Source organism: Embleya sp. AB8 (assembly GCF_049739465.1).
In the GTDB taxonomy this organism is placed as follows: domain Bacteria; phylum Actinomycetota; class Actinomycetes; order Streptomycetales; family Streptomycetaceae; genus Embleya.
Genome location: NZ_JBMHHY010000004.1, coordinates 327,913 through 351,048, shown reverse-complemented (window position 1 = coordinate 351,048; position 23,136 = coordinate 327,913). Strand labels below are relative to the sequence as shown.

The following is a 23,136-nucleotide window of genomic DNA, read 5'->3' as shown; positions in this document are numbered from 1 at the left end:
AACCAAGGGACCGCGATTCCTCGGAAAGAGGGTGGTGGACGTGTCCACGTCGACATCGTCTTCGATTGAGCAGCACCCGGACATAGCGAATCTCCGACTCCGTTCCGAACGAGCCACGCACGGCGCGGTCGCGCAGGCGGCGGAAGCCCTCGGCGTGCTGTGCGGCGTGTATCTGGCCGCCTCCCCGTGGATCGTCGGATTCAACAATCTCACCACGCTGCGCACGACCAACCTGGTCACGGGCGTCGCGCTCGCGCTGTTGATGGGCGGCTTCGGAACCGCCTACGAGCGCACGCACGCGATGAGTTGGGCCGCGTTCGTCATCGGCGCGTGGACCATCGTCGCTCCCTGGGCGATCTCCGGATCCGTGCACACCACCCGATCGATCACGAGCAACGTGATCGTCGGCGCGGTGGCGTGCCTGATGGCGCTCGCCCTGGCGCTGCGCGGGGTGATCGGGATCCGGCGGCTGTGAGTGACAGCGGCTGTGCGTGACCCGAGCCGGACGATCGGAATCGGCACTCACATTCGCATTCGCAGGTGAGTGAACCCAAGCCAAATCCAAGCCAACCAACCAACCAACCAACCCAACCCAAGACCGGGTCGCCGGTCGGTCCCGCCGGCGCGCGGTTCGCCTCGGCGGGTACCGCCCGGCGCACCCCGTCTGCGGCCCCGTTCCGCTGCCCCGAGTGGGAGGTGGACGTGGTGGACGGACCTTCGCTTTCGGGCCGGGAACGACGTACGCTCGCGCGCCTGGAGGAGTCCCTCGCGCAGGACGAGCAGTTGACCGAACTGCTGCGCGTGTTCGACGAACCGGCCCCCCAAGCGGCGCCGCGCACGCGAGTGCGGCGCCCGCGCGTCGAGTTCTCGTTCGGTACGCCGCGGCCCGGTACGCCGCAGTGGTCGGCGATCCTGAGGTGGTCGGCGCTGCTACTGGCCGGCGCCTCGGCCGGCCTTCTGGTCGCCGCGCTGCTCACCGGAGCCCCCGTCGTGGTGTTCGCGGCGGCGGGCGTGGCGGTGCCTGCACTGCTCCTGCTGGGCGCGCTCGTGTACCTGCGGTGGCATCCGGACGGCCCGACCGGGATGCGGATCGGCCGCCGGGCGCATCCGACCCAGGCACAGCGCGGATGGCCGCGCACATCCCAGCAGCAAGGCGGTGAGCCGGACCGGGACGACGACCGCAGGCGTACGGACTGACGACTCCGGATGCCTACTTGATGAATACCTGACTACTTCCACCCGATTACTTCATGACTCGGATCGGCTCGCCGGCCCGGAAGGCGGCGATGTTCTCGACCGCGTCCCGGTAGAAGATCTCGTATGTCTCGCGCACCACATAGCCGATGTGCGGGGTGAGCAGCGCGTTGTCCAGGCCGCGCAACGGGTGCTCCGGCGGCAGCGGTTCGCGGTCGTACACATCCAGCGCGGCTCCGCCGATCGTGCCGCGCCGCAGTACGTCCAGGAGCGCGGCCTCGTCCACGATGGGGCCGCGCGAGGTGTTGACCAGGATCGCGGTGGGCCGCATCAGGGCGAGTTCGGCGGCGCCGACCAGGGCCGTGGTGCGCGCGCTCAGCACCAGGTGGACGGAGACCACGTCGGCACGGGCGAACAGCTCGTCCTTGGCGACCGCGGTCACCCCGTGCTCGGCGGCCCGTTCGGCGGTGAGATTCGCGCTCCACGCGATGCACTCCATGCCGAACGCCTGCCCGATCCGGGCCACTTCGCCACCGAGTCGGCCCAGGCCGAGCAGGCCGAGCGTCTTGCCGTGCAGGCCGACCCCGAGCCCGACCTGCCAGCCGCCCGCGCGTACCGAGTCCGCCTCGGTGCGCAGATTGCGCGCGGCGGCCAGGATCAGCGCCCAGGTGAGCTCGACGGTCGGGTACTTGAGGATGCCGGTCCCGCACACCACGATGCCCCGCTCGCGCGCGGCCGCGACGTCGATCGCCGCGTTGACCGGCCCGGTGCTGACCAGCAGCCGCAGATCGGGCAAGCCGGCCAGCACGTCGGCGGGGAAGCGGGTGCGCTCGCGCATCGCGACCACCACGTCGAAGCCGGCCAGCGCCGCGCACACCGCGTCGGCGTCGGCGAGCGGCTCGGTGAACACCCGGACTTCGGCGTCGAGCGAGTCCCAGTCGGCGAGGCCGAGGGCCACGTTCTGGTAGTCGTCGAGAATGGCGATCCTCATGATGCCCGAGGTTATCGCGCGCCGCCCTCGCCGGCCGGGCCGACCCGCCCGACGGGGGCTTGACGGCACGCCCTAGCCGGGCAGCCGCCCGATGCCGCCCACCGACAGGTGCCCCTCCGGGGACAGCGGCTCGGTCACCGGCTCGTCCGGGCGCCACAGCGGCAGCAACACCACACCGGGCTCGACCAGTTCCAGACCCTCGAAGTAGCCCTCGATCTCCTCCAGCGGGCGGAAGCGTCCGCTGCCCAGCTGGGTCAGGAAGATCTTCTCCAGGGCGCGCCCCTCCGGCGTGGAGTCGCAGAAGTGGGTGATGAAGACGTAGCTGCCGGGCGGGAGCGCGTCGCGGTAGGCGCGGACCACGCCGGCCGGATCCTCGTGATCGGCGAGGTGGTGCAGCACGGCGACCAGGAGCAGGCCCACCGGCCGCTTCAGGTCCACGAGTTCGAGCAGCTCCGGGCGGCCCAGCACATCCGCCGGATCGCGCAGGTCGGCGGTGACCACCCGGGTGCGGTGGTTGTCCGCGAGCAGCGCCCGGCCGTGCGCGAGCACGATCGGGTCGTTGTCCACGTAGACGACCGCCGCGTCCGGGTTCACCTCCTGGGCGACCTGGTGGGTGTTCTGCACGGTCGGCAGCCCGGAGCCGAGGTCGACGAACTGGTCGATGCCCTGGCCGGCCAGGTAGCGCACACCCCGGGCCAGGATGTGCCGGTTGTGCCAGGCACCCTCGTTGGACAGGTTCCGCAGCGCCTCGTCGGCGATCGCGCGGTCGACGGCGAAATTGTTCTTGCCGCCCAGGATCGCGTCGTAAACCCGGGCGACGCTCGGCACCGTGACGTCGATCCCGGTCGGTACCCACTCCTCGGCGGACTCGCCCGCCGGCGGGGACGAATAGCCCCACTCGTCCTGCTCCCGCTCGACCACGGCTGCTCCTCGTCGGTGTACGCGTGCGCTGACCCATGGCGACATCCGGGCCAGGGGAGCCTATCCGACCCTCGGCTGCGGATCGGCAACTTCCGCTACAGGCAAGGAAATTGCCGGCCCACGGCAGTGCAGGTGCGGCCCGGGATCAGTCGGGTATCCGGGTCAACAACGCCCGGGCCCGGTCGAAGGCGCCGTCCCGGTCGTCGCGGAACTCCTCGTCGGTGAAGACCGGGGTGCGGATGTCGGGCGGGATGCCGGGGCTCTCGAAGGAGTGGCCGGTGCGGGTGAGGTACAGCTCGTTGGACAGACTGAACTGCCAGCCGTTGGGCAGCAGTCGGATCATCCGGTCGGAGAAGACCCCCTGCGTGTTCTCGCCGATCCGGGTGACGGCGGTCGGGCGGTCGATCAGGGCCTGGGTGAAGGTCTCCCCGGCGCTGACCGTGGTGCCGCCGGTGAGCAGCGCGATCGGGCCGGTGTAGTGCGGTGCGGACGCGGCCGGTGCGACCGGGAAGGGCTGCGGGTGGGTGTACGCGTCCGGATCGTCGGGGTCGTTGCGGGCCTGCTTCGTGTAGGCCACATACGGCCGATCGGTCAGCCGCGCGGCGATCTGCAGGCCCAGCGGGTCCGCTCCGCCGGTGTTGAACCGGACGTCCACGATCAGCCCGCGCCACGCGGTCGGGCCCGAGGTGCGGGCCGAGGTGACGATGGTGTCCAGGGCGGCGGCCAGTTCGGTGGTGTCGTCGGGATAGCCGTGGCCGCCGGCCCGGTACCTTTCGAAGCGGGTGATCCGCAGATAGCCGAGGCCGCCGGGCAGGTCCGCGTAGCCGATCGCGCCGTTGGCGGACAGTTCGAGTGGGACGCCGCCGAGATCCCGGCGTTGGACCAACTCCTTTACCTTGTCGTCGAGTTCCTTGGTCGGCTTGACGGTGCCCGGCCGCCGGCCGCCGGAGGTGCGATTGATCGTCGGGCCGGCCGCATGCAGACCCACGTGTGCGTCGTGCAGCGGGTCGGTCATCGCGGTCAGGATGTCGAAGAGCTGATCGTCGGTGGTGTTCGCGGTGACCCGGGGCCGATACTTGGCGCGCGCGGCGTCCCAGTCGACGCCCCGAGTGTCGAAGAACGCGTAGTTCTCCTTATACGTCTGCCAGAACACGTCGAACGTGCTCACCGGATCGGCGGGCGTGGCTCGGCCGCAGGTGGTGGGCAGCGCGGCCAGTCGGCGCAGTCGGTGGGTGCCCAGCGCGCCGTCGATGCGCAGTGAGGCGGCGTTGCGTCGCGGGGCGGGGCGGACCAGGAGGCCGATTCCGCCGCCGTCGCCGAAGTGGATGGTGCCGTCCGGGTCGGGCGTGCCGACCTGTTGGGCGGAAATGCTCGGCGCGCAGCTGATCCCGGTCGTCTCGTAGAGCTGGAATGCCTTGTTGTGGATCCCGAGGATCAGCCCGTAGCCGTCCAGTTGCCAGAATCCGTCCAGGGAACGGCGGTTGGCGTCGGCGGTGACTCGGTCGCCGGGGTCGGGCGGTACGTCGGAGCGGGTGAGCGCGCCGGCCGGGGTGCCGGCCGCGGTGAGCAGGACACCGGCGAGGGTGAGTACGGCCGCGGCGGCCACCGGTCCGCCACGGCGGCTGCCGGCCGGGTCGCGACGGGGGAGGCGTGGTCGGATGCGCGACCGGTGCTCGCTTTGTGTAGTCATGCGACTACGATCACATCCGGCGGGGATGGCCGGCTGCCTGCGAAAGTGCCGAGTTGCCGGGCGGTCGGCCACCTAAAGATGGTGCCGTCCGCAACCTGCGTCCCCTGCCGACGCCGGTCGAGGGTATGGGAGTTGCCCGGCCGTTGCCCGCGGCGGGGCCACCACCTCCGAGACGATGAGGTGGTGGCCCCGTGGGGTTGGGATATGCGGTCAGTCCATCCGCACGATCGCCGCGACCGGCCCGCCGCCCGAGGGGCCCTGGTGGACCGCTGCGACCGAGACGAACACGGCCGGGTCGCCGGTGACGGCCGCGGTCACCCCGCCCACGGTGGCCTTGATCTGCCGGTGCCAGTGCACGTCCGAGTCGTCCAGCATGATGTTGCGCCGTCCGCGCACGCTGCCGCTCGGGTCGGCCTCGCACTTGAGGAACACGTTGACCAGTCGGTCGCCCAGGTCGGAGGTGCGGGCCCGCTCCGGCAGGTCGAGCCCGGCCGAGCGGATCGCCGACCAGATGCCGTCCGCGTCGAGCGCGTCGCGCATCACGTCGTGGCCGACCCGGAACGGGCCGCCCACCCCGCGTACGTTGCCGACCACCACGATCTGCGCGCAGTCGAGTTCGACGCCCGAGGAGCAGGACGCCACCGACGAGTACAACGACAGGTCGCGGTGGATCTGCTCGGCCGTGGGCAGCTCGATCTCGCCGAGCGCGACCGCGATGCCAAGCGCGGTGGTCGAGTTGGACACGTCCATCGACTTGAGCGTGTCCTCGGTCCACACGTCGAACCCGCGCGCCTTGGCGTCGTTGATCGTGTCGAGCACCAGGAGCGGCGTCTTGGTCTGCACGTAGTGCACGTCGGCCGGGTCGGTGATGCCCGCCACGGCCATCGCGGCGCGTACGCCCGCGGCGACCTTCTCCACCATCGGCACCCGGCCGATGTCCTCGGGCAGAATCGTCTCGCTCATCGCCACACCGACCGACACGCGCGGCTCGTCGGAGGGCTCGTACCGGTTCTCCGGCGCGTAGGCGAAGATCGTCGCGTGCGGGGAGATGACCCCGTCGGTGCCGCCGGACCACACCAGCGGAACCTTGCCGGCCTCCTCGACGGAGCGCTTGCCCTTGGCCACCAGCACCTCGCGGAAGGCGCGGTCGGCCAGGATGCGGGTGTAGTCGTTGACCCCGCCGTTGCCCTCGGTCTTGCCGATGACAGCGAGCACGTCGTCCGCGGCGAACACGCCGTCGTCGATCAGTTTGGCCAATCCGGACGCGTCGGTGACGCTCTCGATGGCGACCTTGTGAACCTCGATCGGCCTGGGCACTCGTTCCACCTCGTTCATTGGAGTTCGCTGCTGCCTATTGCTGTTCATGCGTTGCCGGGTATTGCCGCGTATTGCCGTGCGTCGCCGCGTATTGCCGTGCGTTGCCGTTATTGCTGTTGATCGCTTCGTTCCACAACCGTGCCCGCCTCCCCCGCCACCGCGGCGGTGATCCGGTCGAGCGACGTGATCACCGAGCGTCGCCCGCCCGCCTCGACGAAGCGCACCGCCGCCTCGACCTTGGGTCCCATACTGCCCCCGGCGAACTGGCCCGCCGCGGCGTGTTCGCGCAGTTCCTCGGGAGTGACCCGGCCCAGCTCGCGCTGGTTCGCGGTGCCGTAGTCGAGCATCGCGTTCGGCACGTCCGTGGCGATCACCAACACGTCCGCGCCCACCGACGCGGCCAGCAGCGCGGCGGTGAGGTCCTTGTCCAGGACCGCCTCCACGCCGCGCTCGGCGCCGTCCGCGTCGCGGACCACCGGGATGCCGCCGCCACCGGCCGCGACCGTGGTGAAGCCCGCCGTGACCAGCGTGCGGATGGCCGGCGCGTCGAGCACCTCGAGCGGGTTCGGCGAGGGGACCACCCGGCGCCAACCCTTGGCGCCGCGGTCCTCCCAGTGCTGGCCGAGGGCGACGAAGCGTTCCGCCTCGTCCCGGGGCAGGTGCCGCCCGACCGGCTTGGTCGGGTGATCGAACGCCGGGTCGGCGCCGTCCACGAGGGTGCGGGTGACCAGGGCCGCGACCCGGGCGGGATGCCCGCGCCGGCGCAGTGCGGCCTCGAGGGCGGAGACGACGGTGAAGCCGAGCGTGCCCTGGGTCTGCGCGCCGCACCAGTCCAGGGTCACCGGGGGCACGACGTGCGCGGCCAACTCGTTCTTGACCAGCAGGTTGCCCACCTGCGGCCCGTTGCCGTGGGTGAGCACGACGTCGACGCCGGAGCCGATCAGGTCGGCCACCGCCTCCATCGCCACCGCGACGGCGGCCCGCTGGGCGTCGGGCGTCGCGCTGCCGTCCGGTCCCGTCATGGCGTTGCCGCCGAGGGCGATGAGCACTCTCCCGGTGCCGGGAGTCGGGCGGGGAGTTGGCATGTGTCGAACTCTCCTGTCCTGTCGTACGCGGGAGTCCCGTCCGTGCGTTCGTCCGGGACTTGGGACTCTAGGTGGGGGATCGGGTCGCCGGCTTGAGGGTTTATTGACCACAAAGGCTGATCCATCTGGCAGAACTTGCCGAGTGGCGAGCCCTCGCGTGCCGAGTGGTGCGCCTCACGGGCGGCGCACCACTCGGGTTCACCCTCGGGTTTGGCAACCCAACCGCGCGTACCGGTCGAGCCGGGCCGCACGGCGTTCCGCGGTCGGCCGACGCAGCAGGCCGACCAGTTCGTACTCCAGGACCTGGGCGAGCCGGGCCAGGAAGGCGTGCGGTTCGTCGGCCGCGTCGGGGCGCTCGGCCACGATCCGGTCCACCACGCCGTCGCGCAGCAAATCGAGCGAGCGCACCCCCTGCGCGGCGGCGATCTCCGCGCCGCGCGCGGTGGTCCGATAGCGCAGCGCCGACGCGCCCTCCGGCGGCAGCGGCGACAACCAGCCGTGCTGCGCGCACAACACCCGGTCGGCGGGCAGCAGGGCCAACGCCCCGCCGCCCGCGCCCTGTCCGAGCAGCAGACACAACGTCGGGGTGGGCAGCGTGACCAACTCGGCCAGGCAGCGGGCTATTTCGCCGGCCAACCCGCCCTCCTCGGCGGCCCGGCTGAGCGCGGCGCCGCCGGTGTCCACGACGCTGACCAGCGGCAGGTCCAGTTCGGCGGCCAGCCGCATGCCGCGCCGGGCCACCCGCAACCCGGCCGGGCCGAACGGGCCGTGGCCGGACTGGCCGGCCCGGTCCTGGGCCAGCACCACGCACGGCGCGCCGCCGAACCGGGCCAGCGCGAGCAGCAGGCCGGGGTCGCTCTCCCCCTGCCCGGTCCCGTGCAGCGGTACCACGGAGCCGGCCGCATGCCGCAACAGGGCGCGGGCGCCCGGGCGTTCGGGCCGCCGGGAGAGTTCGACCGAGGTCCACGCGGGGACGTCGGCCAGGTCCTCCACGGGCAGCGGGGCCACGTCGGGAAGGTGCTCGCGCGGCGCGGTGACGATGTCCAGGACGCGCGCGGCCACCTCGCCGAGATGGTCCGGGTCCACCACGGCGTCGACCAGGCCGTGCGCGTACAGGTTCTCCGCGACCTGGACGCCCTCCGGGAACGGCTCGCCGTGCAGCGCCTCGTACACGCGTGGGCCCAGGAAGCCGATCAGCGCGCCGGGTTCGGCGGCGGTGACATGGCCGAGCGAGCCCCACGAGGCGAGCACGCCACCGGTGGTGGGGCCGCGCAGGTAGACCAGGTACGGCAGGCCCGCGCTCTTGTGCGCGGCGACCGCGGCGCTGATCCGGACCATCTGCAGGAACGCGACCGTACCCTCCTGCATCCGGGTACCACCGGAGGTGGGCGAGGCGACCAGCGGGAGGCGTTCAGCGGTGGCCCGTTCGATCGCGGTGACCAGGCGGGACGAGGCGGCCACCCCGATCGAGCCGGCCAGGAAGTCGAACTCGCAGGCCACGACGGCCACTCGGCGACCGCGGATGCGGCCCTCGCCGGTGAGTACCGACTCGTCCACACCGCTCCTGGCCGCGGCGACGCGCAGTTCCTCGGCGTAGGCGGGGTCCAGGCGCGCCGGGCGCTGCGGCGCGGTGTCCCAGCTCGTCCAGGTGTCCGGGTCCAGGACGCGGCGGATCAGGTCGTGGGCGCCGACCCGGGTCCGCCGGGCCGGTGCGGGGATGGCGCTCACGCGCGCCGCGCGGCGTGCAGGGCGCGGGCGTCCTCGGCGTCCAGCCAGGCCTGCACGCTGTCCGTGTGTTGCCCGAGCGTCGGGGGTGCCTCGTGCCGACGCCGACCGCCGTCGGTGTGGTCGGCGCCGCCGTCGAGGCGGATCGGTGGGCCGGGCAGGGTGATCGGGCCGAGCGTGCTGTGCATGACGTCCAACAGCAGGCCCTGCGACCTGGTCTGGTCCCACTCGTAGACACGGTCGATGGTGCGTACCTCGCCGGCCGGGATGCCGGCGGCGGCCAGTTCCGGCAGCAGCTCGTCCACGGCGCGCGTGGCGAACGCGGCGTTGATCGTGTCGGCGAGTTCGGCCCGGTTGACCACCCGATCGGCGTTGACCGCGAAGCGGGGGTCGGCCACGGCCAGGCCGACCATCGGGGCGAACTTCGCCCACAACTTCTCGCTGCCCACCGCGACCTGGATGATCGCGTCCTTGCAGCGGTAGGAGCCGTACGGCTGGAGGGAGGGGTGCAGGTTGCCCTGCGCGTGCCCGACCTGGCCGGCGACGGTGTAGTTGGTGCCCTGGAAGGCGTGTACGCCGACGATCGCGGCCAGCAGCGAGGTGCGGACCACCCGGCCCAGGCCGGTGCGTTCGCGCTCGTGCAGCGCGGCGACCACACCGTACGCGCCGTACATCCCGGCCAACAGGTCGCCGATCGGTACGCCGATCCGGGTCGGATCGTCGGGACCGGGGCCGGTCAGGCTCATCAGGCCGGCCTCGCCCTGGGCGATCTGGTCGTAGCCGGGCCTGCCCCCCTGCGGACCGTCGTGGCCGAAGCCGGTGATGGACAACACCACCAGGCGCGGGTTGAGCCGGGTCAGCTCCTCCATCGGGAAGCCGAGCCGATCCAGCACGCCGGTCCGGAAGTTCTCCACGAGCACGTCGCTGTGCCGGATCAACCGGGCCAGCGTGGCGCGGCCCTCCTCGGTCTTCAGATCGAGGACGATCGACTCCTTGTTGCGATTGCAGGACAGGAAGTACGTCGACTCGCGCGCGTCCTCGGCGCCGACGAAGGGCGGGCCCCAGCCCCGGGTGTCGTCCCCGCCGTCGGGGTTCTCCACCTTGATGACGCGGGCGCCCATGTCGCCGAGCATCATCGCGGCGTGCGGGCCGGCGAGGGCGCGGGAGAGGTCGAGCACGACGAGGTCGCAGAGCGGTCCGCTCACGTCGACACCCCTTTCAGCTGAATGCGTGCATGCGTGCGGCAGGGCGCGTCCACGTGGTGTGCGGGGCGCGGGTCCAGGGCCGAATGCGTCCAAGCTAGGCGGCTCGGCGGCGATGCTCGTCGTCAGTTACTGCCTAATGGATCGTGCTGACTTGGCAATACTTGGGGTGGAACGCCTAGGCGTGGCGGGCGTCGTCGGGGGTGAACTCCCGGCGGGCGAAGTCCGCGAAGCGGGTCGGCGGGCGGTCGAGCAGCATGGCGAGCGTGCGCGGGTTGCCGGTCAGGCCGTGCCGGTCGTAGTACGCGAACATCGCGGTCAGCGTGTCGAGCGCATAGCCGGACAGCCCGCCGGCCCGGGCGCGCTCGCACCACTCGCCCGGGTCGATCCGGCGCGCGGTCACCGGCCGGTCCAGGACGAGCGCCAGGTCCGCCGCGATCCGCCGGGGGGTCAGCGGCTCGGGACCGGCCAGTTCGTACACCGCGTCCGCGTGGCCGTCCTCGCACAACACCACCGCCGCCGCCTGTGCCACGTCGCGCAGATCCACGGCGGCGAACGGCGCGTCGACCCGGTAGGGCACCGCGTAGTCGCCGATCCGCACGATCGCCTCGCGGGCGTCCAGGGTGTTCTGCTGGTACGGCCCCGGCTGCAACACCGTCACCGCGAGACCCGACTCGAACAGGGCCTCCTCCACACGCGCCTTCGCCTCGTGATGCGGCATCGCCCGCAACTGCGGGCGGAGCACGGAGTGGAACACGAACCGCTCGACGCCCTCGCGCCGCGCGGCGGCGATCACGGCGCGGCCGATGGCCGGTTCGTCGGGGTGCACGTTCGGCGCGATGTGGTAGATCGCCGCACACCCGCGCAGCCCCTCGGCCAGGTCGGCCGGTTCGCCGACATCGCCCACCACGGCCTCGCTCGCCCCGGCCGCCAGCGCCGCCGCGACCTGCTCGGGCCGGCGCACGAACGCCCGCACCCGAGCCCCTCGTTCGGCCAACGCCCAGGTCAGCGCCCGCCCGGTCTTGCCGGCCGCACCGGTGATCACGATCATGCGCCCCACGCTAGGCAGCGGGGCGGGTGGTGTGCTTGGGCCGCGCTCGCCAAGCCGGCCACCCGGAATCGGGCACATCCTGCCGAAGGCGATGGCCTACGGCCTGTGCGGGCCTCGGGTGGAGAGCAGTTCGCGGGCGGTGAGGGCGGCGCGCAGGGGTCCCTGGCGGTCGGGGGCGTCCGGACTGACCCGGAGGAGGGATTCGATCAGGGCCAGGCGCTGGTGGACCGATTGACGGCGGAGGAACAGTACGCCGGCCGTCTCGGTCTTGGAGCAGCCGCAGCGCAGGTACGCCTCGAGGGTGTCCACCAGGCCGGTGCCGCGCGTGGCGTCGGCGGCCAGGAGGGGGCCGAGTTGGTCCTCGACCAGGTCGGCGAGCTCTTCGGGGGACAGCCGGTCCAGGACTCGCTCCAGGGCCCATGCGTCGGCGAGCACGGTGTCGGCGACCGGCGCGGAGCGGACCGGGTGTACGCGGCGGGCCAGGCGCAGGGTGTCCCGCGCGGCCCGCAGGCTGTGGCCGACGCGGGCGACGTCGCGCACCATCGGGCCGAGCGCGGCGGTGGGTTCGTCGCCGGTGCCGGCGGACAGCCCCAGGCGGTCGGCGAGTTCGGTGACGTGGATGGGGCGGTCGAGTGCGATCACGGCGTACGCGGCGCCGCCGGGCCCATCGCTGACCAGGCCCCGGCCGCCACACACCCGCAGCCCCTCGTACAACGCGGTGACGGCCCGTACGGGATCCGCCAACTGCACCGCGACGCCGGCCCAGACCGCAGTGCCGGCCGGCACCAGGCCGCACACCGTCAACCGCGCCGCGACCTCACGGGCCGGGAGCGCATCGTGCAGCAGCCCCTCCACCAGCTCTCGCCGCTCCCGCCCGACCCACCCACCCCGATCCGCGAGCCGCAACAACGCGGGCGCGAACACCTGCGCCGCATGCTCCACCACCTCCCGAGCCACCTCGGGCGCGGCGGCCGACCAGGGCACGGCGTCGTTCGGTCGCGCGGTGGCCGCTGTGGGGGTGGCGCCGGGCGGTTGTGTGTGCGTTCGTTCGCCGAGTACCAGTCGGCCCCACAGTGCGCCGCGTAGTTCCACGCTGGCTTCCGCCGCGGGGGCCTTGGTCACCTCCGTCGGGTCGTCCGTGCCCGCGTGTGCGGTGAGGGTTCCGTCGATGGCGGTCAGGATCACCGGGCGGCCCGTGAGGTGGGACAGCGTGGTGGTGAGTTCGTCGACGCCGGCGCCCCGCGCCAGGACGCCGGACAGCTCTCGGACGACTTCGTTGACGTGGCGTAGGCGGGTCACCGCCGAGTCGAGGATTGCCGCGTTGACGGCTTCGGCTATCGCCACGAAGGGGACGACTCCGCGCAGGACGACCAAGGGGAGGCGGGCCTCCGTCGCCGCCTCGACGACATCGGCGGGGACCGCGCGGAACGTGCGGCCCACCTCCAGGGCCACCCCCGCCACCCCCGCCGCCGCCAGGTCGACGATGTAGCGGCGGCGCTCGGCCGCGTCCCGGCCGGCCAGGCCCAGGCCCGTGGTGAGGAGCAGTTCGTCGCCGCGCAACAACGGGGCGATCTCGTAGATCTCGCTGGAGTGCACCCAGCGCACCGGGCGGTCCAGATCCGCGCCCGGATCCGGCACCGTCGGGTCGGCGCCGCGCATCACGGGGTGGTCGAGGACCGCTCGCAGGGACAGCGTCATGGACACTCCGTCCGGAAGTCGCGTCAGTATGGCGGTCACCGTGTCCGTTGTCACGACCCTCCCGGCCGAGGAACCTTCGGTGATCGTCCCAGTGATCGCCCCAACCCCACCGCAGCGCTCCGCCCCCGCCCCACCGGAGGTCCTCGTGGCAATCCTCGACCAACCCGCGCAACCGGCCAGAGCGGTCGACCATACCCAGTCGTTGGAGCCCGTCCCCGACACGGCCCGCGACTCGACGCCCGCGCACCAGTTCTGGATCTGGGCCGGTGCCAACATCGCGCCGATCAACTGGGTGCTGGGGGCCCTGGGGATCGTGCTCGGCCTCGGGCTGCTCGACACCATCCTGGTGCTGGTGGTCGGCAACCTGGTCGGCATGGGGGTCTTCGGCCTGTTCGTACTGATGGGCCAGCGCACCGGGGTGACCCAGATGGTGCTGGCCCGGGCCGCGTTCGGGCGACGCGGGGCCTACCTGCCCGCCGCCGTGCAGGGCGTGATCTCGGCCGGCTGGTGTGCGATCAACACCTGGATCGTGCTGGACCTGGTGTTGGCCCTGCTGGACAGCGTCGGCTATGTCGGCGGCAACGGCACCAAGGTCGTGGTCGTGCTGGTGGTGATGGGCACGCAGGTGGCGATCGCCGCGTCCGGGTTCGGCGCGATCGCCGGGTTCGAGCGCTGGACGGTGCCCGCGACGCTGGTCGTGCTCGCCGCGATGACCGTGGTGGCCTGGACCCGCCTGGACATCGACTGGGGCCACCCGAGCACCCTCAGCGGCGGCGACCGGTGGTCGGCGATGAGCACGGTGATGACCGCGATCGGCGTCGGCTGGGGGATCACCTGGTTCGCGTACGCCTCGGACTACTCGCGGTTCGTACCGCGCGCCACCTCCCGGCGCAGGCTCTACGCGGCCAGCGTGCTCGGCCAGTTCATCCCCGTCGTCTGGCTCGGCGTGCTCGGCGCGTCGCTGGCCACGGTCAACGCCAAGGCCGACCCGGGCCGGCTGATCGTCGATTCGTTCGGCGGCCTGGCCATCCCCGTGCTGCTGCTCGTACTGCATGGGCCCATCGCCACCAACATCCTGAATCTGTACAGCTGTTCGCTCTGTGCGCAGACCCTGGACATCAAGGTGTCGCGGCGTGTGTTGTCGTGTCTGGTGGGTGGATTCGCCACCGTCTTCACGCTGTTCCTGGTCTTCCGGGCGAGCCTGGCGCACACCCTGGACACCTGGCTGGCCGGCATGGTCACGTGGGTCGCGCCGTGGGCGGCGGTGATGCTGGTGCACTTCTATGTGTTCGCCCGGCAGAAGATCGACGTGCCCGCGCTCTACGCGCCGCCGCGCCGGGGGCTGTTGGCCGATGTGCGCTGGTCGGCGATCGTTGCACTGGTGTGCGGGATGGTGGCCACGTGGTGCTTCGAGTACGGCGTGCCGCAGGCGCTGCGCGGCCCGGGTGCGGAGGCGATCGGCAATGTGGACCTGTCCTGGTTGGCCGGCTCGCTGGTGGCCGGTGGGCTGTACCTGCTGCTCGGTCGCCGCGAACGGGCCGCGCAGTGAACCGAATTCCCGATCGAGCCGTGGAGCGAACCCGCATGCAGCGCCTGACCGTGACCGACTGCCGCCTCCTGGACCGCGCCGAGCGGGTGGACATCGCGGTCGACGCCGGGGTGATCACCGGCATCACGCCGACCGAGAGCCGCCCGGCCCGAAGCGGCCCGACCATCGACGCCGCCGGCGCGCTCGTCACCCCGCCCTACGTCGAGCCGCACATCCATCTGGACACCGCGCTGACCGCCGGCCAACCGCGCTGGAACGTCTCCGGCACGTTGTGGGAGGGCATCGAGCGCTGGGCCGAACGCAAGGCGCTGCTGACCCGCGAGGACGTACTGGCCCGCGCCGAGGAGGTGTTGCGCTGGCAGGTCGCGCACGGCGTGCTGCACGTGCGCAGCCACTGCGATGTCACCGACCCCGAACTGACCGCGCTGCACGCCCTCGTGGAGTTGCGCGAGCGGGTGCGGGACGTGCTCGATCTGCAGATCGTGGCGTTTCCCCAGGAGGGCATCGTGTCCTTCGACGACGGCGAGCGGTTGATGGAGCGGGCGGTGGCCGCCGGGGTCGATGTGCTCGGCGCGATCCCGCACTTCGAGGACACCCGCGAGGACGGCGTCCGGTCCCTGGAGATCGCCTTCGAACTCGCCGCGCGGCACGGGTTGTTGGTGGATGTGCACTGCGACGAGATCGACGACGAGCAGTCCCGCTTCGTGGAGGTGGTGGCCACCCTCGCCCGCCGTACCGGGCTGGGCGGCCGGGTGACGGCCAGTCATACCACCGCGATGGGTTCGTACAACGGCGCCTACAGCCGCAAGTTGCGCCGGATCGTGGCCCGTTCGGGGATCAACCTGGTGTGCAACCCGATGGTGAACCTGACCCTCCAGGGCCGCTTCGACGACTACCCGAAGCGGCGCGGGCTGACCCAGGTCAAGGAGATGCTGGCGGCCGGGGTCAATGTCGCGTTCGGCCACGACGACGTGATGGACCCGTGGTTCCCGCTGGGCACGGCCGATCCGATCCAGGTCGCGCACGCCGGCATCCTGGCCGCGCAACTCTCCGGTCAGGACGAGATCGACGAGGCGTTCGCGATGGTCGGCGAGCGGGCGGCCCGGGTGCTCGATCTCGGCGAGGGCTACGGCCTGGCCGTCGGCCGACCGGCGAACTTCCTGGTCCTGCCCGCCGATTCGCCCTTCGACGTACTGCGCCGCCAGGTCCGCCCGACCCACGTGATCTCCCGGGGCCGGGTGGTGGCCGAGACCCCGGCGACGCCGACCCGACTGACCTGGCCGGGACGTGCGCCGGAGGACGTGGATTTCGCGCGACGCTGATGGGCGAAGGTACGTACGGCCGCGCCCCGAGCAGAGGGGGCGCGGCCGTATCGGCAAGACCGTTCGCCTACAGCAGGTCCACCGCCGGGTACGCCTCCCCGCCGGAGAGGAGCGCATACCCCGGGCCCCGGTCGAAGAACGGCTCCACCTCGGGGCGTTCGGCCCGCATCGAGGCACGCAGCGCGGCCGTGGCCGGCTCGTCCACGGCGAGTGCGTCGCCCTCGCCGGTGAGTACCACGCCGTAGTCGTCGGCGGCGGCGCCGCGCGAGACCTTGCCCCATTGCACGTCGCGCAGCACGGACGCGGTCAGCCGGTCCAGCGGGTCGCCCCAGCCGCCACCGCCGGTGGTGCGGATCCGGATCACCTCACCGGCCTTGACCGGTTCGTCGTCGACCAGCCCGTCCATCTCGCGCTCGTTCGGGCCACCCGGGTCGATCACCACCTGGAAGGAACGCCCGGCCTTGCCGCCCTTGACACCCCAGCAGGCCAGGATCGAGCGGTCGGCGATGGACATGAACGACGCGTCCAGCAACATCCGGATGTGCTTCTCGTAGCCGAGCCCGCCGCGGAACTGCCCCGGGCCGCCCGAGTCGGTGGCCAGGCCGAGCCGCTCGACCAGGAACGGGAAGCGGGACTCGGTGAATTCGGTGGGCAGGTTGCGCGAGTCGGGCACGACGTGGATCGTGTCCTCGCCGTCCGCGTAGTAGCGCCCGCCGGACCCGCCGCCGAGCACCTCGCGCATCAGGTAGTCGCGCCCGTCCGCGTCGTGCCCGTACACGCCGGTGTAGCGGATCGTCTCCTGATCGGCGGGCATCTTGCCGTCCACCGCCTTGGCCAGCACCCCGGCGAGCACGCCGAGCAGCCGCAGGATGACGAACGTGCGGGCGTTGGTCGGCGCCGGGAAGATCGGCGTGAGCAGCGTGCCCTTCTCCGGGAACTTCATCTCGATCAGCGGCACCACGCCCTCGTTGACGTCGAGTTCGGCCATCCGCTCGGGGGTGTCCGCGAGGTTGCGCAGGATCGGCGCGAGCCACTTCTTGAGGAAGTTGCCGTCCGCGTAGTCGCCGCAGTGGTTGATCGGGCCCTTGGCCTGACGCGAGGTCCCGGTGAAGTCGATGACGATCTTCTCGGGCGTCTTGGTCAGGGTGATCCGCTGGGTGTGCAACATCGGCTCGTCCACGCCGTCGTGTTCGGCGTAGTCCTCCCAGACGTACTCCCCGTCCGGGATCTTGGAGAGGATCTCGCGGCGGTAGGTCTCGGTGGTCTTGTCCAGGATTGCGTCGAAGCACGCCTCGACGGTCTCCCGGCCGTAGCGCTCGAAGAGTTCGCCGAGCCGGCGCGAGCCCATCAGGCACGCCGAGCACTCGGCGTCCAGGTCGGCGGCGAGCGAGTCGGGCATCCGCGAGTTGCGGGTCATGATCCGCAACGCGGCCTGGTTCGGGACCCCTTGGTCCCACAGCTTGATCGGCGGGACCATCAGGCCCTCTTCGTACACGCTGGTCGCACCCGAGGGCATCGACCCCGGGCAGCACCCGCCGATGTCGTCGTGGTGCCCGAACGCCTGGACGAACGCGACCACTTGGCCGTCCGCGAAGACGGGGACGGTCACGCACAGGTCGGGCAGGTGGCCGATGCCGCCCTCGGACTCGTAGACGTCGTTGTGGAAGAACACGTCGCCCGGACGCATCGTCTCCAACGGGAAGTCCCGGGCCACGGGGTGCACCAGCGCCGAGTACGAACGCCCGGTCAGCTTGCGCAACTTGCGGTCGTGGATGCCGGCCCGGAAGTCGTGCGCGTCGCGGATCATCGGCGAGCGGGAGGTGCGGCCGATCGCGGTCTCGACCTCCATCTCGACCGAGGCCAGGGTGCCCTCGACGATCTCCAGGAGCACGGGGTCGACGCCGTGCAGCGCGTCCTGCGGGTTTCCGGCAGTGCCGGCGGTGCCGGTGGTGGCGGTGACACTCATGCTCAGGCTCCCTTCGGGGCGGAGGTGGTGGTGTCGCGGGTGACGACGACGTTGCCGTAGGCGTCCACGCGGGCGGAGAAGCCCGGGTGGATCGGGATGGTGGAGCCGAACTCCTCGATGATGGCCGGGCCGACCACCAGGTCGCCGGGGGCCAGTTCGGGCCGGGTGTACACGGCGGTGTCCAGGTAGCCGTCGCGGTCGACGAAGCACACCTGCCGGGTGCCGGTCCGGGCCCGCTCGACATCGCCCTCGCGGCCCGCGAGTTCGCGCAGTTCGGGGCGGCGGATCGGGCCGACGCCGGTGACCCGCAGGTTGACCCACTCCACCGGCTGGCCGGCGTCGCCGCGGAAGTTGTAGCCGTAGAGCTGTTCGTGCGCGGCGTGGAAGGACTCCGCGACGGTGTCCGCGAGTTCGGCGTCGAACGGGCCGTCCGGCACCGGCACCCGGACCTCGAACGCCTGGCCGAAGTAGCGCAGGTCGGCGGTGCGCACATAACGGTGGTCCTCGGCCGCGAAGCCCTCCTTGTCGAGGGCCGCGCCCGCCTTGCCCGCCAGTTCGCCGTAGATGCCCGCCACCTTGGGGTGATCGAGCTCGGGGTGGCTGCCGACGGCGGTCTGCACGTAGTCGCACCGTACGTCGACGGTGAGCAGGCCGAACGCCGAGACGTTGCCGGGGTCGCGCGGCACGATGACGCCGGCGAGGCCGAGGATGTCGATGAGGCGGCACAGCAGCAGCGAGCCGGAGCCGCCGAAGGTGGCCATGGTGAAGTCGCGCACGTCCAGGCCGCGCTTGACGGTGATCTGGCGCAGCGCGTTGGCCTGGTTCCAGGCGGAGATCTCCAGGATGCCGGTGGCGCACTGCTCGACGCCGATGCCCAGTTCGGCGGCGAACTTGGTCAGGCCCTCGCGGGCGGCGGCCACGTCCAGCGGGATCTCGCCGCCGAGCAGGTGCGGGGGGATCCGGCCGAGCAGCACGTGCGCGTCGGTGATGGTCGGCTCGGTGCCGCCCTTGCCGTAGCACAGCGGGCCGGGGTCGGCGCCGGCCGAGCGGGGGCCGACCTTGAGCGTGCCCTCGGGCGAGATCCAGGCGATCGAGCCGCCGCCGGCGCCGACGGTGACCACGTCGATCATCGGGATCTTGGACGGGAAGCGGCCGACCGTACCCTCGGTGGTCAACGTCGGCTCGCCGCCCAGGACGACCGACACGTCCGTGGAGGTGCCGCCGCCGTCGCAGGTGAGCACCTTGTCGAAGCCGGCCCGGCGGGCGATCAGCGCCGCGCCGAGGGCGCCCGCGGCCGGGCCGGAGAGCACGGTGGTGATCGGCTGGTGCACGACCTCCTCGGCGGAGAGCACGCCGCCGTTGGACTTCATGATCGCGAACGGGACCCGGCGGGCCGCCTCGCCGTCGGTGGTGAACGCGTCCAGGCGCCGGCGGATGCCGCCGACATAGCGGGCCACGCGCGGCTTGACCGCGGCGTCCACGAGAGTGGTCATCGAGCGTTCGTACTCGCGGTATTCGCGCAGCACCTCGGAGCTGATCGAGACCACCGCGTCCGGGTGCTCCGCGCGCAGGATCTCGCGCATCCGCAACTCGTGCGCGGGGTTGGCGTAGGAGTGCAGGAAGCACACCCCGATGGTGACGATGCCCTGCTCGCGCAGTCGGCGGGCGGCGGTGCGGGCGCCGTCCTCGTCGAACGGGCGCACCTCGTTGCCCTTGTGGTCGAACCGGCCGCCGACGGTGTGCACCAGGTCGACCGGCACGATCCGGTCCGGCTTGACCCAGAAGTAGGAGTTGCCGTAGCCGTCCGGGACGGCCTGGCGGGCGATCTCCAGGATGTACTCGTAGCCCTCGGTGGTGATGAACCCGAGGCGGTCGATCTTGTCTTCCAGAAGCTGATTGGTGGCCACCGTGGTGCCGTGCGCGACGGCGGTGACGTCGGCGCCGGTGCAGCCGAGCAGGCCCAACACCTTGTCGATGCCGTTCATGAAGCCGTCGGCGGGGTCGCTCGGCGTGGACGGCGTCTTGGTGGTGACGAGCTCGCCGGACTCCTCGTCCAGGGCGACCACGTCGGTGAAGGTTCCGCCGGTGTCGATACCGATCCGGATCCGTCGGCGGGGTCCCGCCGTTGCGGCAGGCGTCATCAGCGCGCTCCAATCGGAGGGGGCAGGCGGTTCGTTCGCGGTCGCGATGGCCTTGGCTGTCGCGCTCGCGTTCGTGGCGGGCGGGTCGCCCGGCTGCTGACTGCGATTCAACTCGGCGTGCGATGACACGGAATCGGCAACATCTGCCAAGCGTCTCGGCAACACTTGGTGATTCGGTACGAGCGGCCCGGCCGGGCCACATGACGGAGGAGACGCGATGGGTGACTGGACCACGCGGCCGACCATACGAGGCACCTTCGGCGTCGTGTCCACCACGCACTGGCTCGCCTCGCAGTCGGCGATGGCGGTGTTGGAGGACGGCGGCAACGCCTTCGATGCGGCGGTGGCCGCCGGATTCGTACTGCACGTGGTCCAGCCGCACCTGAACGGGCCGGCCGGCGAGGTACCGATCCTGTTCGCCCCGGCGGGCGCGGACGTGCGGCTGTTGTGCGGACAGGGGCCCGCGCCGCAGGGGGCGACGATCGGGCACTACCGGTCGCTCGGACTCGACCTGGTGCCCGGGACCGGGCCGCTGGCCGCCGCCGTGCCGGGTGCCTTCGACGCCTGGCTCGTGCTGCTGCGCGATCACGGGACGAAGTCGCTCGCCGAGGTGCTGGCGTACGCGATCGGCTACGCCGAACACGGCCATCCCGTCTCGCCGCTGCTGACCGCGACCGTGGCGCGGGTGCGGGAGCTGTTCGAGACCGAGTGGACCACGTCGGCCGAGCTGTACCTGCCCGCGCCGGCGCCGGGGACGTTGTTCCGCAACCGCGCCCTGGCCGGCACCTGGCGCACGCTGCTCCGGGAAAGCCGGGCGGCCTCCCCAGGGGTGGCCTCGCGCGAGGCCACGATCGACGCGGCCCGGCGGATCTGGCGCGAGGGCTTCATCGCCGAGGCCATCGCGGCCTTCGCCGCCCTGCCCGCGATGGACACCTCCGGCCGGCGACACGCGGCCACCCTCACCGGCGACGACCTCGCCCGGCACCGGGCCCACTACGAGGCGCCGGTCGGCTACGACTGGCGCGGCTGGACCGTGCACAAGCCCGGCCCGTGGAGCCAGGGCCCGGTCTTCCTCCAGCAACTCGCCCTGCTCCCGGACGGGTTCGGGTACGACGACCCCGACTACGTACACACCCTGGTCGAGGGCACCAAGCTGGCCATGGCCGACCGGGAGGCCTGGTACGGGGACGCCGCCCCCGTGCCGATCACCGAGTTGCTGTCCGACGCGTACAACGCCGGCCGACGCGCGCTGATCGACCGGCGGGCCTCCCTCGAACTGCGCCCGGGCAGTCCGGGCGGCCGGACACCCCGCTTGCCGGCACTGCGCCCGGCGGCCGTCGGCGTGCCGGGGGCGAATCCCGGCGCGGGGGAGCCGACCGTCCGCACCGACGGGCTGACCCGGGGCGACACCTGCCACCTGGACATCGTCGACCGCTGGGGCAACCTGATCTCGGCCACCCCCAGCGGCGGTTGGCTCCAGGCGAGCCCGGCGGTGCCCGGACTCGGCTTCCCACTCGGCACCCGGTTGCAGATGGCCTGGTTGGCGCCGGACCTGCCCAACTCGCTGACCCCGGGCCGCCGCCCGCGCACCACCCTGTCACCGTCGATCGCATCCCGCGACGGCGTCCCGATCCTGGCCTTCGGCACTCCGGGCGGCGACCAACAGGACCAGTGGGCCCTGCACTTCTTCCTCGCCGTCACCCTCGGCGGCCTCGACCTGCAAGCCGCCATCGACGCCCCCAACTGGCACACCGCCGCCTTCCCGGGCTCCTTCCACCCACGCACGACGCACCCCGGCAGCCTCACCGTCGAATCCCGCCTCGGCGACCCGCAGATCGCCGCCCTCCGCGCCCGGGGCCACGACATCACGGTGGCCGAGCCGTGGTCCCAGGGCCGATTGTGCGCCGTAGCCCGCGACCCACACACCGGCGTACTCTCCGCCGCCGCCGACGCACGAGGCATACAGGGCTACGCGGTGGGCCGCTGAGCGGGCCGGCGGGCTGCGGGCGGCGTCGGCGGGACATCGCCGGATCCGCAGGCGCGGCACGCCGCCCCCACTTGATCAACCGGGCCCGACCCGAACTCCCGGCGAGATCCGCACTGAAGCCCCGGCCCGATCCGCCGCGTCCCCGACGGAACTACGCGGCGGAGCGTTCGTGGGGCAGGCGGCGGCGTAGGTGCGGGTGTTCGATGGTGGGTGGGTTGTACGCCATGTCCAGTGCGCCCACGTCGGTGCCGGCGGGCACGATGGTGTCGATGCGGTCGAGGATCTCGTCGGTCAGGGTGATCTCGGCGCCTGCGAGGAGGTCGTCGAGGTGGTCCATCGTGCGTGGGCCGAGGATCGCCGAGGTGACCCCGGGGTGGGCGATCGCGAAGGCCATGGCCAGGTGGGTCAGCGAGATGCCGGCGTCCCGGGCGACGAGGATGAGTTGTTCGACCGTGTCCAGGCGGCGTTCGTCGGTCAGGTGCCGGTAGCCACGGTTGGCCCGGAGGCCGTCGGTCGGGCGGCCCTTGCGGTAGCGGCCGGTGAGCATGCCCTGGGCGAGCGGGCTCCAGACCAGGGCGCCCATGCCGTAGCGCTCGCAGGCCGGGAGTACCTCGCGCTCGATGCCCCGGTTGAGGATCGAGTACGGCGGCTGCTCGGTACGGAACCGCTCCAGGCCGCGCCGCTCGGCGACCCACTGCGCCTCGACCAGGTCCGAGGCGGGGAAGGTGGAGGTGCCGATGGTGCGGACCTTGCCGGCGCGGACCAGGTCGGTGAGGGCGGAGAGGGTTTCCTCGACGTCGGTGTCCGGCGCGGGCCGGTGGATCTGGTACAGGTCGACATGGTCGGTCTGCAGGCGGCGCAGCGAGTCGTCCAGTGCGCGGACCAGCCAACGCCGCGAGTTGCCCCGCTGGTTGGGGTCGTCGCCCATCGGCAGGTGCGCCTTGGTGGCCAGTACGACCTGGTCCCGGCGGCCCTTGAGGGCCTTGCCGACGATCTCCTCGGACTCGCCGCGCGAGTAGGCGTCGGCGGTGTCGACGAAGTTGATGCCGGCGTCGAGCGCCTTGTGGATGATCTTGACGGCGTCGTCGTGATCGGGGTTTCCCGCGGCGCCGAACATCATCGCGCCCAGGCAGTAGGGGCTGACCTTGATACCGGTTCGACCGAGCGTGCGATATTTCATCGGGTTCCTCAGGCTTCTCAGGGTTCTTGGGTTTCTCGGGTTTGTTGGGCTTCGCGGGCTTCGCGGGCTTCGCGGGCTTCGCGGGCTTCTTGGGCTTCGCGGGTTTCTCTGGCTTCT

Annotated in this window: 17 protein-coding genes; 5 read left to right on the top strand and 12 right to left on the bottom strand. The window is 72.0% G+C overall.

Annotated elements, in window-relative coordinates; all coding sequences use genetic code 11:
• The first annotated feature begins 40 nt into the window (after window positions 1–40).
• Both ABIA38_RS08260 and ABIA38_RS08255 read left to right on the top strand, forming a co-directional pair.
• Window positions 41–475 carry an SPW repeat protein gene (locus tag ABIA38_RS08260; RefSeq protein ID WP_424637798.1) on the top strand — a complete coding sequence of 145 codons (435 nt, stop codon included), beginning with the start codon at window positions 41–43 and terminating at the stop codon, window positions 473–475.
• A 230-nt stretch (window positions 476–705) separates the two neighbouring features.
• The gene (locus ABIA38_RS08255) at window positions 706–1,197 is read left to right on the top strand and encodes a hypothetical protein (RefSeq protein WP_424637797.1); all 492 of its coding nucleotides are present in this window, start codon (window positions 706–708) and stop codon (window positions 1,195–1,197) included.
• A gap of 46 nt (window positions 1,198–1,243) precedes the next feature.
• On the opposite strand, the gene ABIA38_RS08250 is transcribed toward ABIA38_RS08255, so the two are convergent.
• From ABIA38_RS08250 to ABIA38_RS08210, 9 genes are all read right to left on the bottom strand, one after another.
• Window positions 1,244–2,185 carry a D-2-hydroxyacid dehydrogenase family protein gene (locus ABIA38_RS08250; RefSeq protein WP_424637796.1) on the bottom strand — a complete coding sequence of 314 codons (942 nt, stop codon included), beginning with the start codon at window positions 2,183–2,185 and terminating at the stop codon, window positions 1,244–1,246.
• 72 nt (window positions 2,186–2,257) lie between these two features.
• Window positions 2,258–3,106 (bottom strand): SAM-dependent methyltransferase, encoded by an 849-nt coding sequence (locus tag ABIA38_RS08245; protein ID WP_424637795.1) that lies wholly within the window; start codon window positions 3,104–3,106, stop codon window positions 2,258–2,260.
• Window positions 3,107–3,251: 145 nt separating this feature from the next.
• Entirely contained in the window at window positions 3,252–4,796 is a 1,545-nt protein-coding gene (locus ABIA38_RS08240) for a S41 family peptidase (RefSeq protein ID WP_424637794.1), read from the bottom strand.
• A gap of 210 nt (window positions 4,797–5,006) precedes the next feature.
• Complete coding sequence (locus ABIA38_RS08235) at window positions 5,007–6,131, bottom strand: ring-opening amidohydrolase (RefSeq protein ID WP_424637793.1); 1,125 nt, start codon at window positions 6,129–6,131, stop codon at window positions 5,007–5,009.
• An 89-nt stretch (window positions 6,132–6,220) separates the two neighbouring features.
• A complete protein-coding gene (locus ABIA38_RS08230; RefSeq protein ID WP_424637792.1) occupies window positions 6,221–7,198 on the bottom strand; it encodes a carbamate kinase in 978 nt (325 codons plus the stop codon).
• 198 nt (window positions 7,199–7,396) lie between these two features.
• Window positions 7,397–8,926, bottom strand: a complete 1,530-nt coding sequence (locus ABIA38_RS08225) for a carboxyl transferase domain-containing protein (RefSeq protein ID WP_424637791.1) — start codon at window positions 8,924–8,926, stop codon at window positions 7,397–7,399.
• Window positions 8,923–10,128: a CaiB/BaiF CoA transferase family protein gene (locus tag ABIA38_RS08220; RefSeq protein ID WP_424637790.1), complete on the bottom strand. Its 1,206-nt coding sequence runs from the start codon at window positions 10,126–10,128 to the stop codon at window positions 8,923–8,925. Before ABIA38_RS08220 ends, ABIA38_RS08225 begins: the two co-directional genes overlap by 4 nt.
• 175 nt (window positions 10,129–10,303) lie before the next feature.
• The gene (locus ABIA38_RS08215; protein WP_424637789.1) at window positions 10,304–11,176 is read right to left on the bottom strand and encodes an SDR family oxidoreductase; all 873 of its coding nucleotides are present in this window, start codon (window positions 11,174–11,176) and stop codon (window positions 10,304–10,306) included.
• Window positions 11,177–11,272: 96 nt separating this feature from the next.
• Entirely contained in the window at window positions 11,273–12,874 is a 1,602-nt protein-coding gene (locus tag ABIA38_RS08210) for a PucR family transcriptional regulator ligand-binding domain-containing protein (protein ID WP_424637788.1), read from the bottom strand.
• 145 nt (window positions 12,875–13,019) lie between these two features.
• Here ABIA38_RS08210 and ABIA38_RS08205 point away from each other — a divergent pair, with 145 nt between their 5' ends.
• Together ABIA38_RS08205 and codA are read left to right on the top strand one after the other, a co-directional pair.
• Window positions 13,020–14,423: a purine-cytosine permease family protein gene (locus ABIA38_RS08205; protein WP_424637787.1), complete on the top strand. Its 1,404-nt coding sequence runs from the start codon at window positions 13,020–13,022 to the stop codon at window positions 14,421–14,423.
• Window positions 14,424–14,458: 35 nt separating this feature from the next.
• Window positions 14,459–15,745 carry a cytosine deaminase gene (gene codA / locus ABIA38_RS08200; protein ID WP_424637786.1) on the top strand — a complete coding sequence of 429 codons (1,287 nt, stop codon included), beginning with the start codon at window positions 14,459–14,461 and terminating at the stop codon, window positions 15,743–15,745.
• 67 nt (window positions 15,746–15,812) lie between these two features.
• On the opposite strand, the gene ABIA38_RS08195 is transcribed toward codA, so the two are convergent.
• Window positions 15,813–17,711: a hydantoinase B/oxoprolinase family protein gene (locus ABIA38_RS08195; protein WP_424637785.1), complete on the bottom strand. Its 1,899-nt coding sequence runs from the start codon at window positions 17,709–17,711 to the stop codon at window positions 15,813–15,815.
• Between the two features lie 2 nt (window positions 17,712–17,713).
• Entirely contained in the window at window positions 17,714–19,852 is a 2,139-nt protein-coding gene (locus ABIA38_RS08190) for a hydantoinase/oxoprolinase family protein (RefSeq protein WP_424637784.1), read from the bottom strand.
• Between the two features lie 217 nt (window positions 19,853–20,069).
• Between ABIA38_RS08190 and ABIA38_RS08185 the strand changes: the two genes are divergently transcribed.
• Complete coding sequence (locus ABIA38_RS08185; protein ID WP_424637783.1) at window positions 20,070–21,839, top strand: gamma-glutamyltransferase family protein; 1,770 nt, start codon at window positions 20,070–20,072, stop codon at window positions 21,837–21,839.
• Between the two features lie 151 nt (window positions 21,840–21,990).
• Here ABIA38_RS08185 and ABIA38_RS08180 read toward each other — a convergent pair whose 3' ends face one another.
• On the bottom strand, window positions 21,991–23,019 hold the full coding sequence (locus tag ABIA38_RS08180) for an aldo/keto reductase (protein ID WP_424637782.1): 1,029 nt from the start codon (window positions 23,017–23,019) through the stop codon (window positions 21,991–21,993).
• Window positions 23,020–23,136 lie beyond the last annotated feature (117 nt).

What these genes read in the sequence shown, in the direction of transcription:
- ABIA38_RS08180 (WP_424637782.1), bottom strand. Translation starts at nt 23,019, where the DNA reads ATGAAATATCGCACGCTCGGTCGAACCGGTATCAAGGTCAGCCCCTAC.
- ABIA38_RS08185 (WP_424637783.1), top strand. Translation starts at nt 20,070, where the DNA reads ATGGGTGACTGGACCACGCGGCCGACCATACGAGGCACCTTCGGCGTC.
- ABIA38_RS08215 (WP_424637789.1), bottom strand. Translation starts at nt 11,176, where the DNA reads ATGATCGTGATCACCGGTGCGGCCGGCAAGACCGGGCGGGCGCTGACC.
- ABIA38_RS08235 (WP_424637793.1), bottom strand. Translation starts at nt 6,131, where the DNA reads ATGAACGAGGTGGAACGAGTGCCCAGGCCGATCGAGGTTCACAAGGTC.
- ABIA38_RS08210 (WP_424637788.1), bottom strand. Translation starts at nt 12,874, where the DNA reads ATGACGCTGTCCCTGCGAGCGGTCCTCGACCACCCCGTGATGCGCGGC.
- ABIA38_RS08230 (WP_424637792.1), bottom strand. Translation starts at nt 7,198, where the DNA reads ATGCCAACTCCCCGCCCGACTCCCGGCACCGGGAGAGTGCTCATCGCC.
- ABIA38_RS08250 (WP_424637796.1), bottom strand. Translation starts at nt 2,185, where the DNA reads ATGAGGATCGCCATTCTCGACGACTACCAGAACGTGGCCCTCGGCCTC.
- codA (WP_424637786.1), top strand. Translation starts at nt 14,459, where the DNA reads ATGCAGCGCCTGACCGTGACCGACTGCCGCCTCCTGGACCGCGCCGAG.
- ABIA38_RS08195 (WP_424637785.1), bottom strand. Translation starts at nt 17,711, where the DNA reads ATGAGTGTCACCGCCACCACCGGCACCGCCGGCACTGCCGGAAACCCG.
- ABIA38_RS08190 (WP_424637784.1), bottom strand. Translation starts at nt 19,852, where the DNA reads ATGACGCCTGCCGCAACGGCGGGACCCCGCCGACGGATCCGGATCGGT.
- ABIA38_RS08240 (WP_424637794.1), bottom strand. Translation starts at nt 4,796, where the DNA reads ATGACTACACAAAGCGAGCACCGGTCGCGCATCCGACCACGCCTCCCC.